General features: G+C 64.9%; 18 protein-coding genes. 16 read left to right on the top strand and 2 right to left on the bottom strand.

Annotated features, from left to right (window positions below):
• The first annotated feature begins 58 nt into the window (after positions 1–58).
• From ACTJK6_RS24055 to ACTJK6_RS24005, 11 genes are all read left to right on the top strand, one after another.
• Positions 59–1,549: a 2-hydroxymuconic semialdehyde dehydrogenase gene (locus tag ACTJK6_RS24055; RefSeq protein WP_440840332.1), complete on the top strand. Its 1,491-nt coding sequence runs from the start codon at positions 59–61 to the stop codon at positions 1,547–1,549.
• Positions 1,546–2,367 carry a 2-keto-4-pentenoate hydratase gene (mhpD, locus tag ACTJK6_RS24050; RefSeq protein ID WP_414562486.1) on the top strand — a complete coding sequence of 274 codons (822 nt, stop codon included), beginning with the start codon at positions 1,546–1,548 and terminating at the stop codon, positions 2,365–2,367. Before ACTJK6_RS24055 ends, mhpD begins: the two co-directional genes overlap by 4 nt.
• On the top strand, positions 2,364–3,305 hold the full coding sequence (locus ACTJK6_RS24045) for an acetaldehyde dehydrogenase (acetylating) (RefSeq protein ID WP_414562484.1): 942 nt from the start codon (positions 2,364–2,366) through the stop codon (positions 3,303–3,305). Before mhpD ends, ACTJK6_RS24045 begins: the two co-directional genes overlap by 4 nt.
• Positions 3,306–3,318: 13 nt before the next feature.
• Positions 3,319–4,386, top strand: a complete 1,068-nt coding sequence (gene dmpG, locus ACTJK6_RS24040; RefSeq protein WP_440477264.1) for a 4-hydroxy-2-oxovalerate aldolase — start codon at positions 3,319–3,321, stop codon at positions 4,384–4,386.
• Positions 4,383–5,147 (top strand): 2-keto-4-pentenoate hydratase, encoded by a 765-nt coding sequence (locus ACTJK6_RS24035; protein ID WP_440840331.1) that lies wholly within the window; start codon positions 4,383–4,385, stop codon positions 5,145–5,147. The genes dmpG and ACTJK6_RS24035 overlap by 4 nt, the downstream gene beginning before the upstream one ends.
• A gap of 39 nt (positions 5,148–5,186) precedes the next feature.
• Positions 5,187–5,618, top strand: coding sequence for a RidA family protein (locus tag ACTJK6_RS24030; protein ID WP_440840330.1), 432 nt, complete (start codon positions 5,187–5,189; stop codon positions 5,616–5,618).
• A 56-nt stretch (positions 5,619–5,674) separates the two neighbouring features.
• The gene (locus ACTJK6_RS24025) at positions 5,675–6,199 is read left to right on the top strand and encodes a 3-hydroxyanthranilate 3,4-dioxygenase (protein WP_260782154.1); all 525 of its coding nucleotides are present in this window, start codon (positions 5,675–5,677) and stop codon (positions 6,197–6,199) included.
• A 45-nt stretch (positions 6,200–6,244) separates the two neighbouring features.
• On the top strand, positions 6,245–7,255 hold the full coding sequence (locus ACTJK6_RS24020; RefSeq protein ID WP_440840329.1) for an amidohydrolase family protein: 1,011 nt from the start codon (positions 6,245–6,247) through the stop codon (positions 7,253–7,255).
• 46 nt (positions 7,256–7,301) lie between these two features.
• Positions 7,302–8,540, top strand: a complete 1,239-nt coding sequence (gene kynU / locus ACTJK6_RS24015) for a kynureninase (protein WP_440840328.1) — start codon at positions 7,302–7,304, stop codon at positions 8,538–8,540.
• Positions 8,541–8,624: 84 nt separating this feature from the next.
• The gene (locus ACTJK6_RS24010) at positions 8,625–10,022 is read left to right on the top strand and encodes an amino acid permease (protein WP_260800038.1); all 1,398 of its coding nucleotides are present in this window, start codon (positions 8,625–8,627) and stop codon (positions 10,020–10,022) included.
• Positions 10,023–10,076: 54 nt separating this feature from the next.
• Positions 10,077–10,622 carry an NADPH-dependent FMN reductase gene (locus ACTJK6_RS24005; RefSeq protein WP_232039270.1) on the top strand — a complete coding sequence of 182 codons (546 nt, stop codon included), beginning with the start codon at positions 10,077–10,079 and terminating at the stop codon, positions 10,620–10,622.
• A 22-nt stretch (positions 10,623–10,644) separates the two neighbouring features.
• On the opposite strand, the gene ACTJK6_RS24000 is transcribed toward ACTJK6_RS24005, so the two are convergent.
• On the bottom strand, positions 10,645–11,871 hold the full coding sequence (locus ACTJK6_RS24000; RefSeq protein WP_440078027.1) for a CynX/NimT family MFS transporter: 1,227 nt from the start codon (positions 11,869–11,871) through the stop codon (positions 10,645–10,647).
• Positions 11,872–11,962: 91 nt separating this feature from the next.
• Positions 11,963–12,844, bottom strand: coding sequence for a Rossmann-like and DUF2520 domain-containing protein (locus ACTJK6_RS23995; RefSeq protein ID WP_316881814.1), 882 nt, complete (start codon positions 12,842–12,844; stop codon positions 11,963–11,965).
• A gap of 179 nt (positions 12,845–13,023) precedes the next feature.
• On the opposite strand from ACTJK6_RS23995, the gene yddG reads away from it, so the two are divergent.
• From yddG to ACTJK6_RS23970, 5 genes are all read left to right on the top strand, one after another.
• Positions 13,024–13,944: an aromatic amino acid DMT transporter YddG gene (gene yddG, locus ACTJK6_RS23990; protein ID WP_440840327.1), complete on the top strand. Its 921-nt coding sequence runs from the start codon at positions 13,024–13,026 to the stop codon at positions 13,942–13,944.
• A 174-nt stretch (positions 13,945–14,118) separates the two neighbouring features.
• A complete protein-coding gene (locus ACTJK6_RS23985; protein WP_004634893.1) occupies positions 14,119–14,274 on the top strand; it encodes a DUF3309 family protein in 156 nt (51 codons plus the stop codon).
• 145 nt (positions 14,275–14,419) lie between these two features.
• Positions 14,420–15,979 (top strand): efflux transporter outer membrane subunit, encoded by a 1,560-nt coding sequence (locus ACTJK6_RS23980; RefSeq protein WP_440840326.1) that lies wholly within the window; start codon positions 14,420–14,422, stop codon positions 15,977–15,979.
• Positions 15,976–17,124: an efflux RND transporter periplasmic adaptor subunit gene (locus tag ACTJK6_RS23975; protein ID WP_260804192.1), complete on the top strand. Its 1,149-nt coding sequence runs from the start codon at positions 15,976–15,978 to the stop codon at positions 17,122–17,124. The genes ACTJK6_RS23980 and ACTJK6_RS23975 overlap by 4 nt, the downstream gene beginning before the upstream one ends.
• Positions 17,121–20,216, top strand: coding sequence for an efflux RND transporter permease subunit (locus ACTJK6_RS23970; protein WP_440840325.1), 3,096 nt, complete (start codon positions 17,121–17,123; stop codon positions 20,214–20,216). Before ACTJK6_RS23975 ends, ACTJK6_RS23970 begins: the two co-directional genes overlap by 4 nt.
• Positions 20,217–20,243 lie beyond the last annotated feature (27 nt).

The following is a 20,243-nucleotide window of genomic DNA, read 5'->3' as shown; positions in this document are numbered from 1 at the left end:
CTTCTTTGCCGCGCGTCCCTAGACTCCTGCCAACACTTCAACAAGAGCAGGAGACGTTGTGAACCAGGAACCGGCTGACGCCGCGCGCGCACCGCGGCTTTTACGCCACTACATCGATGGTGAGTTCGTGGCCACCGCCACCACGTTTGCCGATGTCAGCCCTGTCGACGGCACGCTGGTCGCACAGGTGTGCGAGGCCGATGCAGCTGCCGTTGACCGGGCCGTGCGCGCCGCACGCACCGCTCAACTCACGGGCTGGCGCGACACCACCCCCGCCCAGCGCGCCAGTTGGTTGCACCGCATTGCCGACGGCATCCAAGCGCGCTTCGAAGAATTTGTTGCCGCGGAGGTGGCCGACACCGGCCGCCCATTCACGCAGGCTCGCACGCTGGACGTGGCACGCGGCATCGCCAACTTTCGCACGTTTGCTGACCTGATCCGCACGGCCAATAGCGAGTTCTTCGAGACGCATACGCCCGACGGCAGCGAGTACATCAACTACGTGCGACGCAAGCCGCTGGGCGTGATCGGCATTATCTCGCCGTGGAACCTGCCGCTGCTGCTCTTTACGTGGAAGGTTGCGCCTGCGCTGGCCATGGGCAACTGCGTGGTCGCCAAGCCGTCGGAAGAGACGCCGGGTTCAGCCACGCTGCTGGCGGAGGTCATACACGAAGTGGGCTTACCGCCGGGCGTGTTCAACCTGATCCATGGTCATGGCCCGAACGCCGCAGGGGAGTTCCTCACGCGTCATCCGGACATCAGCGCCATTACCTTCACCGGTGAATCGCGCACCGGGAGCACGATCATGAAGACCGTCGCCGACGGTGTGAAAGAGATCTCGTTCGAGCTGGGCGGCAAGAACGCCGCGGTGGTGTTTGCCGATGCGGATTTCGACGCCGCGGTGGAGGGCGTCGTCAAATCGAGCTTCACCAATGCTGGGCAGGTGTGCCTGTGCAGCGAGCGCGTGTATGTCGAACGACCGATCTTCGATCGCTTTGTTGCAGCGCTGAAAGAGCGTACAGAGCAGTTGTGTGTCGGCGCACCGGACGACCCGGCCACCACTATGGGGCCGCTCATCTCGCGCGGCCATCGGGAGAAGGTGCTGTCCTACTTCCGCTTGGCTGTGGAAGAGGGTGCGACGGTCGTCACGGGTGGTGGCGTACCGCAGTTTGGCGACGCCCGAGACGACGGAGCCTTTGTGCAGCCGACCATCTGGACCGGCCTGCCAGACACGGCTCGCAGCGTGAAGGAGGAAATCTTCGGACCGGTGTGCCACATCGCCCCGTTTGACGCAGAGGACGATGTGATCCGCCGCGTCAACGACAGCGCCTATGGCCTGGCCGCCAGCATATGGACCACTCAGCTCGCACGCGGCCATCGCGTCGCCAAGCAGATCGAAACGGGCATCGTGTGGATCAACGCCTGGTTCGTGCGCGACCTACGTACGCCGTTCGGCGGCGCAAAGCTCTCCGGCATTGGCCGTGAGGGCGGGCGGCATTCGCTCGATTTCTACTCCGAGTTGACCAACGTCTGCGTGAGGGTCGCATGAGCACCATCGACATGAACGCGGCTATCGCGTTGGCGCATCAACTGTGGCAAGCCGAGCAGGACCGCATCCCACGCGCGCCCGTGCGTGACGCGATTGTCGCGCTTGGCGGCGATGCGCTGGAAGCGGCGTATGCCGTACAGCGCGTCAACACGGAGCGCAAGCTTGCCAGTGGCCGGCGCTTGGTCGGCCGCAAAATTGGACTGACATCCAAGGCGGTGCAGGCTCAACTGGGCGTCGATCAACCCGACTTCGGCATGCTGTTCGACGACATGGCGATTGCCGATGGCGAAGAGATTGCCTTGTCTCGGACGCTGCAACCGAAAGTGGAGGCCGAGATCGCGCTTGTGCTGGAGCACGATCTGCCGCACGAGCGCCACACCATTGTCGATCTGATTCGCGCGACGGCCTACGCGCTGCCCGCCATCGAGATCGTCGGCAGCCGTATCGCCAACTGGGACATCCGCCTGACCGACACCGTGGCCGACAACGCGTCCAGCGGTTTGTTTGTCGTCGGCAACCGCCCGGTCAAGCTCGATGCGTTCGACGCCATCCAGTGCGGCATGGTGATGGAGCGTCGCGGCGATCAAGTGAGCGTAGGTGCAGGGGCAGCATGCCTGGGCAACCCTCTGCACGCCGCGCTCTGGCTGGCCGACACCATGAGCCGTGTGGGTGCACCGCTTCGGGCCGGCGACATCGTGCTCACAGGTGCACTCGGGCCGATGGTGGCTGTCACCCCCGGCGACGTCTTTACCGCACATATAGAAGGGCTCGGCAGTGTGAGCGCTTGTTTTTCCACCCAACCGGTTCCCGCGCAATGAAGGGCAAATCCAAGCAGGCCGTCGCCATCATTGGCTCCGGCAATATCGGCACCGATTTGATGATCAAGGTGCTGCGTCACGGTCAGCATCTGGAGATGGGCGCGATGGTTGGCATCGACCCCAATTCCGACGGGCTGGCGCGCGCCGCTCGACTTGGCGTGCCCACCACCTCGGGCGGCATCGAGGGGCTGGTCGCGATGTCCAACTTTGGCGATATCCGAATTGCGTTTGATGCGACCTCCGCCGGTGCGCACGCCCACCACGCAAAGGTGCTGCGCCAGCATGGCGTGCAGGTAATCGACTTGACGCCCGCGGCTATCGGCCCCTTTGTCGTGCCGGTGGTGAACTTGTTCGAGCATGTCGAAGCGCCCAATGTGAACATGGTGACGTGCGGCGGCCAGGCGACGATTCCCATCGTGGCTGCGGTCTCGCGGGTTGCTCCTGTGCACTATGCGGAGATTGTTGCTTCCATCGCGAGCCGTTCTGCCGGCCCCGGTACGCGCGCCAATATCGACGAGTTCACGGAGACGACTTCGAAGGCCATCGAAACCGTGGGCGGTGCGGCACGCGGCAAGGCCATCATCGTGTTGAACCCGGCGGAGCCACCGTTGATGATGCGCGACACCGTCTATTGCCTCACCGACGAAGATGCAGACACCGCCGCCATTGCAGATTCGATCGAAGCTATGGTGGCGGCCGTCGCCAGCTACGTACCGGGCTATCGGCTCAAACAGGCTGTCCAGTTTGACCGCTACACCGCTGACAGTCCGTTGGCACTGCACGCGAATGACCGCCGTGCAGGTTTGAAGGTGAGTGTCTTCCTGGAGGTGGAAGGCGCCGCGCATTACCTGCCGTCGTACGCGGGCAACCTGGACATCATGACCTCGGCAGCGCTTGCCGCTGCCGAGCAGATCGCGGCAAGTCGCGCAGCAGCCTGACGGAGGACCGGCCATGACCACGATTACCAAGACTAAAGCCAAGAAAATCTACGTCTCGGACGTCACGCTGCGCGATGGCATGCACGCGATTCGCCATCAGTATTCGCTCGAACAGGCGGTTGCCATTGCCCTCGCGCTGGATGAGGCGGGCGTCGATAGCATCGAAGTTGCGCACGGCGACGGACTGTCGGGTTCGAGCTTCAACTACGGCTTTGGCGCACATACCGACCTGGAATGGATCGCCGCCGTTGCGGACACCGTCAAACGCGCCCGCGTGGCAACGTTGCTGCTGCCCGGCATCGGCACCGTCCATGACTTGCGCGCCGCTTACGATGCCGGTGCGCGCGTCGTGCGCATCGCGACCCACTGTACCGAGGCGGACATCTCCAGGCAACACATCGAGTACGCCCGCTCGCTCGGCATGGATACCGTGGGCTTCCTGATGATGTCGCACATGACCACCCCGCAGGCGTTGAGCGTGCAGGCGAAGCTGATGGAAAGCTACGGCGCGCAATGCGTCTATGTGGTGGATTCCGGCGGCGCGCTCAGCATGCGCGACGTGGCCGAGCGCTTCGACGCGCTAAAAACGGTATTGGACCCCGCCACGCAAACGGGCATGCATGCGCACCACAACCTCTCGCTGGGTGTGGCGAACTCCATCGTTGCGCTGGAACATGGCTGTGACCGCGTGGACGCCTCGCTAACGGGCATGGGAGCGGGCGCCGGCAACGCGCCACTGGAAGTGTTCGTTGCTGCCGTTGACCGCATGTGCCTGAACCACGGCTGCGATGTGAAGAAGCTGATCGACGCGGCAGAAGACATCGTGCGGCCGCTGCAGGAGCGCCCCGTGCGCGTCGATCGCGAAACGCTGGCGCTGGGCTACGCCGGTGTGTATTCGAGCTTCCTGCGCCATACCGAAACAGCAGCGGCCAAGTACGGGTTGTCTGCGTTCGACATCATGGTCGAGTTGGGCCGCCGCCGCATGGTGGGCGGTCAGGAAGACATGATCGTCGACGTCGCTCTCGACATGCTGAAGGCACGCGAGTCCGCGCTGAAGTTGCCGGGCAAGGAGGCGGTATGACCGATCTCAACGCCATTGCCGCACGTATTGACGATGCGGCGCGCTATGCAGAGCCCATTGCGCAGTTGACCGACGGCGCGGGCTTTTCGCTGGACGAAGCCTACGAGATCCAGCGCGCGTCGATCGAGCGCCGCATCCATCGCGGTGAAAGCATGGTGGGCGTCAAGTTGGGCTTCACCAGCCGGGCCAAGATGGTGCAAATGGGCGTCGATAGCCTGATCTGGGGCTGGTTGACCGACAGCATGCTTGAAGAAGACGGCGGGCGGGTATCGCTCGATCGCTTCATTCACCCGCGTGTGGAGCCGGAAGTGTGCTTCCTTACCAGCCGAGAGATTGACCGACCGCTCACGCTTTTGGAAGCCGCGGGCTATCTGGAAGCCGTGGCGCCGGCCATGGAGATCATCGATTCCCGCTACCGCAACTTCAAGTTCACGCTGGAAGACGTGGTAGCCGACAACTGCTCGTCTGCGGGGCTCGTTATCGGGCCGTGGTCCCGACGCTTTGACACGCTGCGTAATGCCGGCGTGGTCATGCGCGTGGACGGACATGCCGTGCAAGCTGGCTCCACTGCAGCCATTCTGGGTGACCCGCTGCGCTCGGTCGTGCAGGCATCGCGTCTGGTCTCGCAGAGCGGCCTTGTGTTGCCCTCCGGCTCGCTCATCATGGCCGGCGCGGCGACTGCCGCACACACGCTGCCGCGAGGCGCGCACGTGCAGTGCGTGGTCAGCGCACTGGGTGCCACGGAATTCACGACCTATTGAGCCTTGACCTATTGAGCGCCAACAGCGCGCCAGATTGCTATGACCACTGAAACCAATCCGCAAGGACGCCTCGTTGATGGCAAGGCCAAGCCGCGTGGCCGTTTCCCCCACATTACGCGCGCGGGCGATTTTCTGTTCGTCTCGGGCACCAGCTCGCGCCGTCCGGACAACACGATTGCCGGTGCCTCCGCCGACGCGCTGGGCACGACCGAACTCGACATTCGCGAACAGACCCGTGTCGTGATCGAAAACATCCGGGACATCCTGCGCAGCGAAGGCGCAGACCTGTCCAACCTGGTCGAGATCACGTCCTTCCTGGCCAATATGAACGACTTCGCCGGCTACAACGCGGTGTATGGCGAGTACTTTGACGAGACCGGCCCGACACGTACGACGGTGGCGGTACACCAGTTGCCGCATCCGCATCTGGTGATCGAGATGAAGGCGATCGCATACGCGCCCAAGCGATAACGCAGGCAGCACCGCGAACAACGATAGCGACAACGCCAGGCGGCAAGGAGCGAGATATGTTGACGTACGGAAAGCCTTTCAACTTCCAGCGATGGATCGATGAACACGAGCACCTGCTCAAGCCGCCTGTCGGCAATCAGCAGGTCTGGCAGGACACCGATTTCATCGTGACGGTCGTGGGTGGGCCGAACCACCGCACGGATTATCACGACGATCCGTTCGAAGAATTTTTCTACCAGATGCGCGGCAATGCGTACCTGAACCTCTGGATTGACGGCAAACGCGAGCGCCTCAATTTGAAGGAAGGCGACATCTTTCTGCTGCCCCCACATGTACGGCACTCGCCGCAAAGGCCGGAGGCGGGCAGCGTCTGCCTTGTCATCGAGCGGCAGCGTCCGGAAGGCGCGTTGGATGGTTTCGAGTGGTACTGCGATGCGTGTGGTCATCTCGTGCACCGCGTCGAGGTGCAGCTCAAGAGCATCGTGCGTGATCTTCCGCCGCTGTTTGAAGCGTTCTACGCCTCTGAAGACAAGCGCCGTTGCCCGCAATGCGGCCATCTCCACCCAGGCAAGGCAGCCTGACGCTCTGGCGCCCCATCACACGCAATCAAGAAATCGCAATCGACGATGACACTTCGAATCGACATGCATTCGCACTTCTTCCCGCCTGTCACACGGGAGGAGGCAGCGCGGCTTGATGCAGAGAAAGCCCCGTGGCTGCGCATCGATGCAGGCGGCGAACGCGGCATGATCATGGCGGGCGACCGCCCATTTCGCCCCGTTTACCGCGCACTATGGGACCCCGCCAAGCGCATCGAAGAGATGGACGCGGTGGGCGTGGATGTGCAGCTGGTTTGTGCCACGCCCGTGATGTTTGGGTACGGCTACAACGGTGCTACCGCACATGACTGGGCCATGCGCATGAATGACCGCGCGCTCGAACTTTGCGCGTATGCGCCGAAGCGCCTGAAGGCACTCGCGCAGGTGCCGCTGCAAGACATCGACCTGGCATGCTGCGAGGCGACGCGCGCGCACCGTTCAGGGCATCACGGCGTGCAGATCGGCAATCACCTGGGGCCGCGCGATCTGGACGACGCCCACCTAGTCACATTCCTCACGCACTGCGCTGACGACGGCATTCCCGTGCTCGTGCATCCGTGGGACATGATGACCGACGGCCGCATGAAGAAATGGATGCTGCCGTGGCTGGTTGCCATGCCGGCAGAGACGCAACTCAGCATGGTCTCGCTCATCCTTTCCGGCGCGTTCGAGCGGATTCCCAAGTCGCTCAAGCTGTGTTTCGCGCACGGCGGCGGCAGCTTCGCTTTCCTGCTTGGTCGCGTGCAGAACGCATGGGAGCAGCGCGACATCGTGCGTGAAGACTGCCCGAATCCACCCGCCTCGTATCTCGACCGCTTCCACGTGGACAGCGCGGTGTTCGACCCGCGTGCCTTGAGCCTGCTTGTCGACACCATAGGCGAAGACCGCGTCCTGCTTGGCTCCGACTACCCGTTCCCGCTGGGCGAGCAAAAGATCGGCGACCTCGTGGCCAACCATGCAGACCTGAGCGACGGCGCCAAGGCCAAGATCCTGGGCGGCAATGCCGCGCGCTTCTTCGATTTGCCCGATGCAGCCTGAGCGAGAACGGCCGCACCACGCTCCTTTCAATACACAGCAAGACACCATGACTTTCACGATTTCTCGGGACGCGTGCGCCGCATTGGATGCCGCCGATACCCTGGCCCATTGCCGCACGCGCTTCAACCTGCCTGCAGACACGATTTACCTCGACGGCAACTCGCTAGGCGCCATGCCAGCCCATGTGCCGGCGCGCATGAAACAGGCGCTGGAGCAGGAGTGGGCCCACGGCCTGATCCGTTCGTGGAACGATGCCGACTGGTACCCCGCACCGCAGCGCACCGGCGACAAGATCGCCAAGCTGATCGGTGCAGGGCAGGGCGAGGTGATCGTGGCCGACTCCACGTCGGTGAACCTGTTCAAGGTACTCGTGGCCGCCACCCGCATGCAGCCGGGGCGCCGGGTGATCCTGGCCGAGCGCACGAACTTCCCGACCGACGTGTACACCGCGAGCAGCGTGGCTGAGATGACCGGTTGCGAGCTTCGCTGTGTCGATCCGGACGACGTGCTGGGCGCCATCGACGAGACTGTCGCCATCGTGTCGCTCACGCACGTGAACTACAAGACCGGCAAACGGTACGACATGGAAGCCGTCACCCGCCGCGCACATCAAGTCGGCGCGCTGATCGTCTGGGACTTGTGCCATACCGCTGGTGCCATGCCCGTGCACCTGAACGCGTGCGGGGCGGATTTTGCCGTTGGCTGCGGCTACAAGTACCTGAATGGAGGCCCCGGCGCACCGGCGTTCGTGTTCGTTGCGTCGCGCCACCTGCCGGCAGTCCGCCAACCGCTGACGGGCTGGCACGGCCACGCCAAGCCGTTTGCGTTCACGCACGATTACGCACCCCATCCTGACATCGACCGCATGCTGACGGGCACCGCGCCGCAGCTCGGCCTGATCGCGCTGGAAAGCGCGCTCGAGGCATTCGATGGGGTGGATCTCGACACGCTGCGTGCTAAGAGCGTTGCGCTGGGCAACCTGTTCATCGCGCTGGCCGACCAGGAACTCGCTGGTCTCGGCTGCGGGCTGGCGTCGCCGCGTGACGCGGATGAGCGCGGCAGCCAGGTTTCGCTCTCGCACGAAGCGGGCTACGCCATCATGCAGGCGCTCATCGCTCGCAACGTGATCGGCGACTTCCGGGCGCCCGACATTCTGCGCTTCGGCTTCGCGCCGCTCTATGTCCGCTACGTCGATATCTGGGACACGATCGCCGTGCTCAAGGACATCATCGCGACCGGCGCGTGGAACGCACCTGAATTCCTCGCCCGCAAGTCGGTGACCTGAGCCACAGGCCAGGCACTGTCGGCAATCCAACGAAAAACAAGCGGCCGCGCCGGTGTGGTGCCGGCCGCAGCAAGGAGACACGCCGTGAAGCAACAACACGGATTCGACGCGATCGTCGAGCGCGAAAAGGGGCTGCACCGAGGCCTGTCCACTGGTCAACTGTCGATGATCGCGATTGGTGGTGCGATTGGCACGGGCCTGTTCCTGGGCAGCGGTTTCGCCATCGGCTTTGCCGGGCCCGCCGTTCTGGTGAGCTACGCGATCGGCGCGCTGATTACCTTGCTGCTCATGGGCTGCCTGGCCGAAATGACGGTTGCTCATCCGACCTCCGGTTCGTTCGGCGCCTATGCCGAGCACTACATCGCGCCGTGGGCCGGGTTTCTGGTGCGCTATGCATACTGGTCTTCAATCGTGCTGGCGGTGGGTGCGGAGGTGACGGCCATCGCTGTGTACATGAAGTACTGGTTTCCGGCGGTGCCTGGCTGGTATTGGATCGTCGGCTTCTCGGCGGCGCTCATCGGTGTCAACGTGGCCAGCGTGAAGATGTTCGGCGCGGTCGAGTACGTGTTCTCGATGTTGAAGATCGCGGCCATCGTCGGTTTCATCCTGCTGGGGGCGTACGTGGTGTTCAGCGCACCGGCAGCGTCGGGCATTGGCCTAGCGAACTACCGGGTGCAGGGAGGCTTCTTTCCGAAGGGGGCGTGGGGCACATGGGTCGCCGTGATCGTGTCGATCTTCAGCTACCTGAGCATCGAGATGATTGCCGTGGCCGCCGGCGAGGCGCGCGATCCGCACAAGGCCATCACGAGCGCCTTCCGGGCTACGATGATCCGGCTGGTCGTGTTCTATCTGCTGACGCTTGCGCTGATGCTTGCCATCGTGCCGTGGACGGAGGCCGGTGCCAAAGAAAGCCCGTTCGTGAAAGTGATGGCCGCAACCTCCGTGCCTGGCGCTGCCGGCGTCTTCAACTTCGTGATCCTGGTGGCCGCGCTGTCGGCCATGAACAGCCAGCTCTACATCACCACGCGGATGATGTTCAGCCTCTCGCGCGCAGGTTATGCACCCAAGGCGCTCGGCCGTTTGAACGCGAGCGGTGTGCCGACGGGGGCGCTGCTGCTTTCGGCAGTTGGTATTGCGGTGGCCACCGTGCTCAACGCGATGTATCCGGACAGCGCCTTCCTGCTGATGATGTCGGTGTCGATGTTCGGCGCGATGTTGACGTGGCTGATGATCTTCATCACGCACCTGTTCTTCCGCCGCCAGCACCGCGGCCAGGTGTTGGCGTTTCGCATGTGGGGGTTCCCGGTGACGTCGTTGGCGGGCGCGGGGCTGATGGCTGCGGCGCTGGTTACCACCTACTTCACGCCCGAGTTCCGGATGACGCTGCTCTGCGGCGTGCCGTTCGTGGTCGCGCTGTTGGTGGTGTATGGCGTGTGGTATCGCCGGCAGGCACATGCTGCCCAGGCGGTGACCTCTTCTTGATCCGGCGATTGTCCGTTATTCTCGCCAGTCCCAACATTGACGGAGTCGTTCTTCATGTCGCTGAATTTTCTTGGCATTGCCGGCAGCCTGCGCCGCAAATCCACCAACCAAGGCCTGCTGCGTGCCGCGTCCGCCCGTCTGCCCGCCGGCGTTGAAATGGACCTGGCCGACCTGACCGATATTCCGTTCTACAACGCCGACATCACGGACAAGCCCGCTTCGGTGGTGCGCGTGCTCGAACAGATCGGGCGTGCCGATGCACTGGTGCTGGCCTGCCCTGAATACAACTACTCGCTGGCGCCGGCGCTGAAGAACATTCTGGACTGGGCCTCGCGCGAGCCCAACAATGCGCTGCTGGCAGGCAAGCCCGTCGCGATCCTGGGTGCGGGCGGCGGCATGGGCACGTCGCGCGCGCAGTACCACCTGCGTCAGGTGTGCGTGTATCTGGACCTGCATCCGCTGAACAAGCCGGAAGTGTTTGCCAACGCGTTTGCTGGCGGCTTCTCTGCTGATGGCGATCTCACAGACGAGCGCATCGCCGGCCTGATCACCGAGCAGATGCAGGCGCTGGCCAACTGGACGTTGAAGCACAAGGCTTGAAAGACGGCTTGCAGTAGATGAGTTACTCGCCGGCGTGCAGCGTGCGGTTGCGCCCGGCGAGGGAACCTGCCACAAGCGAGGCCAGCGCAATCGCGCTGAACAGCCAGCCCATCACGGCCCAGCTGCCTGTCAGATCGTGCAGCACGCCCATGAGATACGGCCCCGCAGCGGCCATGGTGTAGCCAATGCCCTGAGTCATCGCTGACAGGCTTGCCGCCACGCGCGCATCGGCCGAGCGCAGCACGATCAGCGACAGCGCCACGCTGAAGTTGCCGCCCTGGCCAAGCCCCAGCAACACCGCCCACCACCACAGCGTTGACAGCGGTGCATAGAGGCAGCCGATCAGGCCGGCCCAGCACATCAGCATCATCAGGAACACGGCGGGGCGTTGATCGCGCCCGAGCCGCGCCACGAACGGCCCGCCCAGCGCAGTGATGAGCTGCACAAGAATCGACACCGCCACCACCACGCCCGACTGCACGGCGGATAGCCCGCGGTCTTGCAGGATCACGGGCAGCCAGCCAAACACGCAATACGCCAGCGACGATTGCAGCCCCATGTAGAACGTCACCTGCCAGGCGATCGGTTTGTCCCACAGCGACACACGCTGCAGCCGAGTAGCCGCGCCCTTGCCGTGCGCATGCCGCATGTGCGGCCACCAGCCGACAAAAGCCAGCAGCGCGGGCAGGGCCCAGAACGCCAGCGCGGGCTGCCAGCCGCCCAGCCACGCCGAAAGCGGCGCGCTTGCCCCTGCCGCCACCGCGGCACCAAAGCACAGCGCCATGGTGTAGACGCCGGTCATCAGGTCAGCCTGGCGGCCGAAGTCACGCTTGACGATGCCCGGCAACAGAATGCCCGTCACACCAATGCAGGCGCCCGCCGCCAGCGTCCCGATGAACAGTGGCGCAACGCCGCCCGCGCTGCGCAAGGCAATGCCAGCCGCCAGCGCAATGAGCAGGCCGCCCACGGCGCGTTCTGCACCAAAGCGCCGAGCCAACACCGCGGCTGCTGGCGCAAACAGGCCCAGGCACAGCACGGGCAGCGTCGTCAGTAACCCTGCCGTGGCGCCCGACAGCCCCGTGCCGGCTGTCACTTGTTTCAGCACCGGCGACAGGCTCGATAGCGCAGGCCGCAGGTTCACGCCCACCAGCACCAGCCCGACAACGAGCAAGATCAGCGCGCCGGGCGAACGGCGGTCTGCTGCGTCATGCGCGGCAGGAGAGGGTGAGGCGTGTGGACGTTGGGACATGGCAGAACAGGCGTGCGGGCAAGCTGTCGATTGTAGGGCGCGCGCCGGATTGGTGCATGCGCGCACTCCAATGCCAATGATGCCGACGACGCTATTCAGCAGCGGTGAGTCGCGTAGCGAGATCGGCCAGCACGTCTGCGGAAGGTGCGCCGCGCTCGGCTGCCAATGCCAGTGCACGCCTTGTGAGTGCGGTGTACAGCGCGGCGTGATCGGCGCCCAGTGCTTCGAGCGCTTGCAGATGTTTGTCGATGACGCCGCCGTCTCCGCGCGAGACCGGGCCCGCCAATGCGCCCGCCAGGCCACGTGCGCGTGCCGCGGCCAGCGTGCCGTCCACCAGCGGCCACATGGCAGCCACGGCCGCATCTCGGTCGATGCCCGCGGCCTCCCACAACGTGGCGGCTTCCTGCAGCGCGCACAGCAGGAAGCTGGCGGCGTAATTGGCACCTGCGTGATACAGGGCACGTTGCCCGGCACGCACCTTCAACGGCGTGCAGCCGAGCCGCAGTGCAAAGCTGGCGAGCGCCGCGTCGTGTGGCGCATCGGCGTCAATGGCGATGGACGCGCCGCCCAGACGTTCGGCATCGTCGGGCAAACCGGCAAACAGAAACAGCGGGTGGAAGCTGGCGGTATCCGCGCCGGCTTGGCGGGCGGCATCCAGCAAGTCGCGCTCGCCGGCGCCGCTGCAGTGAATGACGAGTTGGCCGGGTCGCCAGCGCACGTTGCCCACCACGCCCGGAATGGCGTCATCCGGCACGGTCACAAACACCCAATCGGCGGCATCCGCCACGCCTTGCGGGTCGACCGCCTTGGCCCCGGTGGCTTGCGCGAGCCACGCGGCGGGTGAGCTTGAGCGGTTGGCAACCGCCACGGTGCGTACACCTGCCCTGTGCGCCCGAGTGGCCAATGCCCGCGCCAGCCGCCCTGCGCCGATCCAGCCCACGGAGACTGGCGTTTCGATTGCAAAAGACGTCATGGCAAACCTCGATTTTTCATGGTCCGCATCTTATAGCGAAGCCACTTCTGTAATCCGCGTTGCGCCAATCAGGCGGTTGGGCGGTACGGCCGGTAAACTGCACGCCTTTGCCGGCAGCGTTGGGCCGGGCGTGAACAATCGGTTTTCTTCAGGCGGACATGTCAGTGCAGGCAGGCGTTATGCAAAGCAAAAGTCGGGCAACCCTCATCGGGCTTATTGCGGTGCTGTTATGGAGTTCGATCGTCGGGTTGATCCGGGGCGTGAGCCAGCATCTGGGGGCCGTAGGTGGCGCTGCCATGATCTATACCGTCGCGTCGGTGCTGTTGGTATTGACCGTTGGCTTCAATAACTTGAAGACGTTTCCGCGGCGGTATCTGCTGTGGGGCAGCCTCTTGTTCGTGTCGTACGAGCTGTGCCTCTCGCTATCGATCGGCTATGCCAACAGCGGGCGGCAGGCGATCGAGGTCGGAATGGTCAATTACCTGTGGCCGACGTTCACGATGCTGTCGGCCATTGCCTTCAACAAACAGCGGGCGAATGCGCTGATCGTGCCGGGTGTCCTGATTTCCATCCTCGGGATTTGCTTCGTGCTTGGCGGTGATCAAGGCCTCGATATCGCCGGCATGGCCGAGAACGTCAAGGACAACCCGCTCAGTTACGGATTGGCGTTCACGGGCGCGGTGATCTGGGCGGCGTATTGCACGGTCACCAGCCGCATCGCCGAGGGCAAGAACGGCGCAACGCTGTTTTTCATCCTGACGGCGCTGGCCCTGTGGATCAAGTTTCTTGCCACCGGCGGCGGGCCGATGCACTTCAGCGTGTCGGCGCTGGTCTACCTTGCGTTGGCCGCGTCAGCAATGGGCTTCGGCTACGCCGCCTGGAACGTCGGCATCCTGCACGGCAATGTCACGGTGCTGGCCGGCGCGTCGTATTTCATCCCCGTGTTTTCTGCTGCCCTGGCGGCGGCCCTGTTGCATGCCCCGCTGTCGTTTGCATTCTGGAAGGGCGCATCGATGGTGGTTGCAGGGTCGATCCTGTGCTGGCTGGCTACGCGCGGCGGTCGCGCAAAGACGTTGTCTTCGTCCAAGTCTTCCGCCTGACGTAAGAACGGGGCACACGGGGACCTCCGCCGTTTCCGCAAATTCGCAATTAACCGCCAGGAATTCGAGAAAACCGTACATAGAGCCAGCACGGGAACGGGGCGTGCTAGATGCCGGGTAAGCCGCTGCGCCAAGACGGAACGGCGGCATACCAACACAGAAACAGGAGGCATCATGTTGAGCACCATCCTCATCATCGTTCTCATCTTGCTGCTGATCGGCGCGCTGCCGTCGTGGCCGTACAGCCGAGGTTGGGGCTACGGGCCGACGGGCGGGCTCGGGCTGATCGTGGTGATCGTCGTCATTCTTGTGCTACTGGGCTATATCTGACGCCACGCGTCGATGCCGATGCGCGCATGCTTCTGAGCATCGCCTGACCGCTTGCCGAGGGTTGGCTGAGCACCATAGCGGGGCGAGTGTCTTGCAGGCGCTTGACTGGGCATAATCCCAGCTGCGTTCCCGAAGGACACTTCCCATGAAGACAGGTCGACACGCCGTTAGCCGCGCGCCCGGCGGTCGCGCCCGATTCGCTTCGCTGATGCTGGCGCTGGTGCTGGCCGGCTGCGCGGTCGGGCCCGATTACCACATGCCGCCCCTGAGCGGCACTGAAGCCCCGCAAGCCTGGCACGCCACGCTGCCGCACCACGGCAGCCGCATGGCGCTGGCGCACTGGTGGGAGCAGTTTCACGACCCCGTGCTGACACAACTGGTGGAGCAGGCAGACGCGAGCAGCCCGACGATCGCGCAGGCGGTCGGCCGCGTGCGCGAAGCGCGTGCGAGCGTTTCCACAAGCCAGGCGGCGCTGTTGCCGCAGCTGAAAGGCTCAGGCTCCGCCATTCGGCAGGGCGGGTTTGGCGGCAGCCAGTTTGCCGGCGGTGCAGGTGGGCTGTCTGCCGGGGCGCTGAGCCCCACGCTGGGCCTGGGTACGATCACCACCTTGGCGGCACAGGCCGACGCGTCGTGGGAGATCGATCTCTTTGGCGGCAAACGCCGCAGCCTGGAAGGTGCCGATGCGCGCCTGACCGCCAGCGAAGCCGATTGGCATGACGCGCGCGTGTCGCTCGCCGCCGAGGTTGCCAACGCGTACTTGCAGCAACGCGAGTGCGAGGCGCTGGTCAACATCGGCGCGGCAACCCTGTCATCCCGGCAGGAAACGCTGCAACTGACCGAACGTAAATTCCGCGCGGGCTTCGTCGCACCGGCTGATTTTGCGCAAGCGCAAGCCACGGTGGGGGATGCCGTCAATGCGCTGGAAGGCCAGCGTGTGCAATGTGCGCAGGGCATCGACAAGCTCGTCACGCTCACCGGCATTGACCACGATGCGCTGAACGGCCTGCTGTCCAAGGCCAGTGCGCAGATTCCGGCACCGCCCGATGCCGGCGTGCCCGACGTGCCGGCGCAGGTGCTGTCGCAACGGCCGGACGTGTCGTCGGCCGAGCGCGCGGTGGCGGGGGCAAGCGCCGATATCGGTGTGGCGGTGGCGAGCCGGTTGCCGTCGATCACGCTGGCGGGTTCCATCGGCATCAATTCGTACCGCCTTGGCGGGCAATCTTTGACGACCAAGTCCTGGTCGTTCGGGCCGTCGGTGTCGCTGCCGATCTTTGACGGCGGCTCGGGTGCGGCGCGCGTGGAAACAGCGCGCGCCCGTTATGACCAGGCGCTGGCCAGCTATCGCAGCAAGGTGCGCCAAGCGGTGCAGGAAGTGGAAGACGCGCTGGTGCGCCTGGACGCGTCGGACCGTCGTGTCGACGCAGCCACGATGGCCGACGCCCAATATGCCAAGGTGCTGGAAGCGTCCAACGCCCGCTATCGTCTGGGGGCTGGCAGCCTGCTGCAGTTGGAAGACGTGCGGCGCACGGCGTTGCAGGCGTCGCAGTCGCTGGCGGCCGTCAAGCTCGAACGCGCGCAGGCCTGGGTGGCGCTGTACAAGGCCGTCGGCGGCGGCTGGCGCGACGATGCGCCCAATCCTCATCCCGATAACAAGACCACTGCGCCGACCGCACAGGGCCGCGCGCATACCGGAAGCGCTTCATGACAGGACAACGAGTTTGGATGGCCGCGCTGGCGGTGGTGCTGGCCGGCGCGCTGGCGGCGTGCGGCAAATCTGCGGAGAGCAAGAACAAGGAACAGCCGCCTGCCAAGCCGGCGCTTGCCGTCAACGTTGCGCATCTGGCACAGCACCTGTGGCCCCGCGCTGCGACGGCCAGCGGTGCCGTGCAGCCGTGGCAGGAAGCCAGCATTGGCGCCGAGGTGAACGGGTTGAAGCTGGCGGAAGTGCTCGTCAATGTGGGCGATGTGGTCAAGCAAGGCCAACTGCTTGCACGACTGTCGGATGAGACCGTGCGCGCCGATGTGGCCGCCCAACGCGCCAGCCTGGCCGAAGCCGAGGCCTCGGCCGCGCAGGCGGCCGGCGAGGCCCACCGCGCGCATGAACTCGACAAGAGCGGTGCGATCAGCCAACAGGATCTGATCCAGTACGACACGCAGGCCAAGACGGCGGCTGCCAAGCTGGCCGCAGCACGCGCGCAGTTCGAGAGCCAGCAATTGCGCTTGCGCTACACGCGTGTGGTCGCGCCGGATGACGGTGTGATCAGCGCACGCACCGCTACCGTGGGCGCTGTGGTGTCGTCCGGCACCGAACTCTTCAAGCTCATCCGGAAGAACCGCCTGGAATGGCGCGCCGAAATGCATGGCGACATCCTGCCGCGCATCCAGCCAGGCCAGGCCGCGCGCGTGCGCCGCATGGATGGCGGCGTGGTGAACGGCCGCGTGCGCCAGATCGCCCCCACGGTCGACGCCAACACGCGCAATGGTCTCGTCTATGTCGATCTGCCGCCGGAAGCGGCAGCCTCGGGCGTAAAAGCGGGCATGTATCTCTCGGGCGATGTGCTGCTGGGCGATGCGCCCGCCGCGACATTGCCGGAGACCGCCGTGTTCTCGCGCGATGGCTACGACTACGTGATGGTGATCGGCCAGCAAGGCCGCGTGCGTCAGACCAAGGTGACGGTTGGCCGCCGCCAGGACGGGAAAGTTGAAATCGTGCAAGGCATCGGCGCGAATGACGGCGTGGTCGCCGCAGGGGCAGCATTCCTGAGCGATGGCGATGTGGTGCGTGTGGCCGCCGCCGGTGCAGCCGCCGCGCCCGCCGCATCGTCGCCCGCAGCCGGAGCCAAGCCATGAACTTTTCCGCCTGGGCGATCCGCAAGCCGATTCCGTCGATCCTGCTGTTCATCCTGATCACGGTGGCGGGGTTGGTGTCGTTCAAGATGCTGTCGATCCAGAACTTTCCGGACATCGACTTTCCTGCAGTTTCTGTGACGGCCAGCCTGCCGGGCGCCACGCCCACGCAGATGGAAACCGAGGTCACGCGCAAGATCGAAGACAGCATTGCCAGCATCGGCGCGATCAAGCACATCACGTCCACCATCAACGACGGCAGCTCGACCACGATGGTCGAGTTCCAGCTTGAGAAGGATGTGCAGGAAGCCGTAAACGACGTGCGCGATGCGGTCAGCCGTATCCGCGCGCAATTGCCGTCCGACGTGCAGGAGCCGGTCATCTCCCGCGTGACGTTCGCGAGCATGCCGGTGCTGACGTACGCCGTGGAAGCGTCTGACATGGATGCGGAGGATCTGTCCTGGTTCGTCGACAACACGGTCAACAAGCGGCTGCTGTCGGTGCATGGCGTGGCCAAGGTGACGCGCCAGGGCGGTGTGGACCGCGAAGTGCGCGTGCAGCTTGACCCCGTGCGTCTGCAGGCATTGAACGTCTCGGCGGCGGATATCAGCGCGCAAGTGCGGGGCATGCAGCAGGAAGCGCCGGGTGGGCGCGGCAACATCGGCGGGCAGGAGCAGGCGGTGCGCACGCTCGGCACCGTGAAGAGCGCGCGCGAACTGGCGCAGATGGACATCCCATTGTCCGACGGCCGGCGCATCCGCCTGTCGGATGTGGCCGACGTGCGCGATACCGCGGCTGAACCACGCCAGATGGCGCTGTTCGACGGCAAAGCTGTCGTGAGCTTCCAGGTGTTCCGCTCGCGCGGTGCAAGCGAAATCTCGGTGGCCAAGGGCGTGCGCGAAGCACTGGCCGCGTTGCAGGCCGAACGGCCCAACGTGCATGTGACCGAGGTCTACAACATGGTCAAGCCGGTGTCGGATGCGTACACCGCGTCGATGCACGCGCTGTACGAAGGCGCCATCCTGGCGGTGATCGTGGTGTGGCTGTTCCTGCGCGATTGGCGGGCCACGTTCGTGTCGGCCGTGGCGTTGCCGCTGTCGATCATCCCGACCTTCGCGGCGATGCAGTTGCTGGACTTCACGCTCAACGGCATCACGCTGCTGGCGCTCACGCTGGTGGTCGGGATTCTGGTCGACGATGCCATCGTGGAGGTGGAGAACATCGTGCGCCACCTGCGCAACGGCAAGAAGCCGCTGGAGGCTGCCATGGAGGCGGCGCAGGAGATTGGCCTGGCTGTGGTGGCGACATCGCTCACGCTGGTGGCGGTGTTTCTGCCGACGGCCTTCATGGGAGGTATCTCGGGCAAGTTCTTCAAGCAGTTCGGGTGGACGGCTTCGCTGGCGGTGCTGGCCTCGCTGCTGGTGGCGCGGCTGCTCACGCCAATGATGGCGGCCTACATGCTCAAGCCGCAGGACGAGCCCAACTGCGACGGCTGGATCATGACGCGCTACCTGCAGGCCGCACGCTGGTGTCTTGTGCATCCGTGGAAGACGGGGGGCATGGCGGCGGCGTTCTTCGTCGTGTCGGTCGCCATCATCGGCCTGATTCCGGCAACGTTCCTGCCGCCCGAAGACTGGGCGCAACTCCAGATGACGGTGGAAAGCCCGCCGGGCAGCACGATCGCCCAGACGCGCGACAACACCGAGCGCGTGCGCAAGATCGTGATGCAGCACAAGGAAGTCCGTCACGTCTATACGGCCATCGGCTCGGGCGTGATGGCCGGTGTGCCGGGCTCCAGCGGCGGCGAGGTGCGCACAGGCACACTCACGATTTCACTCACCGACCGGCATGATCGGCACATCAAGCAGCAGGATGTCCAACGCCAGTTGCGCGAAATGCTGGAAGGCGTGCCGGGCGTACGCATCTCGTTCGGCGCGGTGGGCTCCGGCGAGCAACTCCAGGTGGTGCTGACCGGCGACGACCCCGCCACGCTCCAGCAGGCCGCACGCGATGTGATGCGCGATCTGCGGACCGTGCCGGGGCTCGGTGCGGTGACCTCGTCCGCGAGTCTGCTGCGGCCCGAAATCGTCATCCGCCCGGACTTTGCGCGCGCGGCGCAGCAAGGGGTGACAGCCGCCGCCATCGGCCAGGCCGTGCGTGTGGCCACCGCCGGTGACTACGACGTCAACCTGCCGAAGCTGAACCTGCCCGAGCGGCAGGTGTACATCCGCGTTGAACTCGACCCGAAGGCGCGCAATCAGATCGACACGATCCGCCAGTTGCGCGTGCCGGGCCGCAACGGCGCGGTGCCGCTGGAGAACATCGCCGATATTTCCATCGGCAGCGGCCCCGCGCAGATCGACCGGTATGACCGCAGCCGCAACGTCACCATCAGCGTCGGGCTGGAGGGGCGCGCGCTGGGCGATACCAACATGGCAGTGGAGGCGCTGCCGTCCATCAAGAACCTGCCGCCGGGCGTGCGCCGCATTGCCTCGGGCGATGTGGAGGGCATGCAGGAGCTGTTCAGCAGCTTCTTCCTCGCCATGTTTGCGGGTGTGCTGTGCGTGTATGCGGTGCTGGTGCTGCTCTTCCACGACTTCACCCAGCCGGTGACGATCCTGGCGGCGCTGCCGCTGTCGGTGGGCGGTGCGTTCGGGCTGTTGGCGCTGTTCGGCTTCAGCTTGTCGCTGCCGGCGTTGATCGGCTTGCTGATGCTGATGGGCATCGTGACCAAGAACTCGATCCTGCTGGTCGAATACGCCATCGTTGCGCGGCGTGATCTCGGCATGTCGCGCACCGAGGCGATCATCGACGCCTGCCACAAGCGTGCCCGCCCCATCGTCATGACCACGGTGGCCATGACAGCCGGCATGGTGCCGATGGCGCTTGGCCTGGAGGGCGATGCCGGCTTCCGCGCGCCGATGGCGGTGGCGGTGATCGGCGGTCTGCTGACTTCTACGCTGCTGAGCCTGCTGGTGGTGCCTGTGGTGTTCGAGAAGGTGGATGACTTCAGGGAGTGGGCGCTGCGTAAGTTCCGTGGCGTGCGCCATCACGGGCGCAGCGCTGAGCCTGTACCGCAGCAGGAGCAGCGGTAACGGCAGCGCCGCCCATGTTTCACGGAG

This window comes from Ralstonia sp. 22086 (assembly GCF_052045975.1).
Lineage (GTDB): Bacteria > Pseudomonadota > Gammaproteobacteria > Burkholderiales > Burkholderiaceae > Ralstonia > Ralstonia wenshanensis.
Note: the sequence above shows the minus strand (reverse complement) of the source record. Positions and strands in the feature narration are given on the sequence as shown.

Bases quoted from the DNA above. Each gene is read 5' to 3' on its own strand.
- ACTJK6_RS23975 (WP_260804192.1), top strand. From the start codon at position 15,976: ATGACAGGACAACGAGTTTGGATGGCCGCGCTGGCGGTGGTGCTGGCC.
- ACTJK6_RS24035 (WP_440840331.1), top strand. From the start codon at position 4,383: ATGACCGATCTCAACGCCATTGCCGCACGTATTGACGATGCGGCGCGC.
- ACTJK6_RS23980 (WP_440840326.1), top strand. From the start codon at position 14,420: ATGAAGACAGGTCGACACGCCGTTAGCCGCGCGCCCGGCGGTCGCGCC.
- yddG (WP_440840327.1), top strand. From the start codon at position 13,024: ATGCAAAGCAAAAGTCGGGCAACCCTCATCGGGCTTATTGCGGTGCTG.
- ACTJK6_RS23995 (WP_316881814.1), bottom strand. From the start codon at position 12,844: ATGACGTCTTTTGCAATCGAAACGCCAGTCTCCGTGGGCTGGATCGGC.
- ACTJK6_RS23985 (WP_004634893.1), top strand. From the start codon at position 14,119: ATGTTGAGCACCATCCTCATCATCGTTCTCATCTTGCTGCTGATCGGC.
- ACTJK6_RS24025 (WP_260782154.1), top strand. From the start codon at position 5,675: ATGTTGACGTACGGAAAGCCTTTCAACTTCCAGCGATGGATCGATGAA.
- kynU (WP_440840328.1), top strand. From the start codon at position 7,302: ATGACTTTCACGATTTCTCGGGACGCGTGCGCCGCATTGGATGCCGCC.
- ACTJK6_RS23970 (WP_440840325.1), top strand. From the start codon at position 17,121: ATGAACTTTTCCGCCTGGGCGATCCGCAAGCCGATTCCGTCGATCCTG.
- ACTJK6_RS24005 (WP_232039270.1), top strand. From the start codon at position 10,077: ATGTCGCTGAATTTTCTTGGCATTGCCGGCAGCCTGCGCCGCAAATCC.
- ACTJK6_RS24000 (WP_440078027.1), bottom strand. From the start codon at position 11,871: ATGTCCCAACGTCCACACGCCTCACCCTCTCCTGCCGCGCATGACGCA.
- dmpG (WP_440477264.1), top strand. From the start codon at position 3,319: ATGACCACGATTACCAAGACTAAAGCCAAGAAAATCTACGTCTCGGAC.
- mhpD (WP_414562486.1), top strand. From the start codon at position 1,546: ATGAGCACCATCGACATGAACGCGGCTATCGCGTTGGCGCATCAACTG.
- ACTJK6_RS24030 (WP_440840330.1), top strand. From the start codon at position 5,187: ATGACCACTGAAACCAATCCGCAAGGACGCCTCGTTGATGGCAAGGCC.
- ACTJK6_RS24045 (WP_414562484.1), top strand. From the start codon at position 2,364: ATGAAGGGCAAATCCAAGCAGGCCGTCGCCATCATTGGCTCCGGCAAT.
- ACTJK6_RS24020 (WP_440840329.1), top strand. From the start codon at position 6,245: ATGACACTTCGAATCGACATGCATTCGCACTTCTTCCCGCCTGTCACA.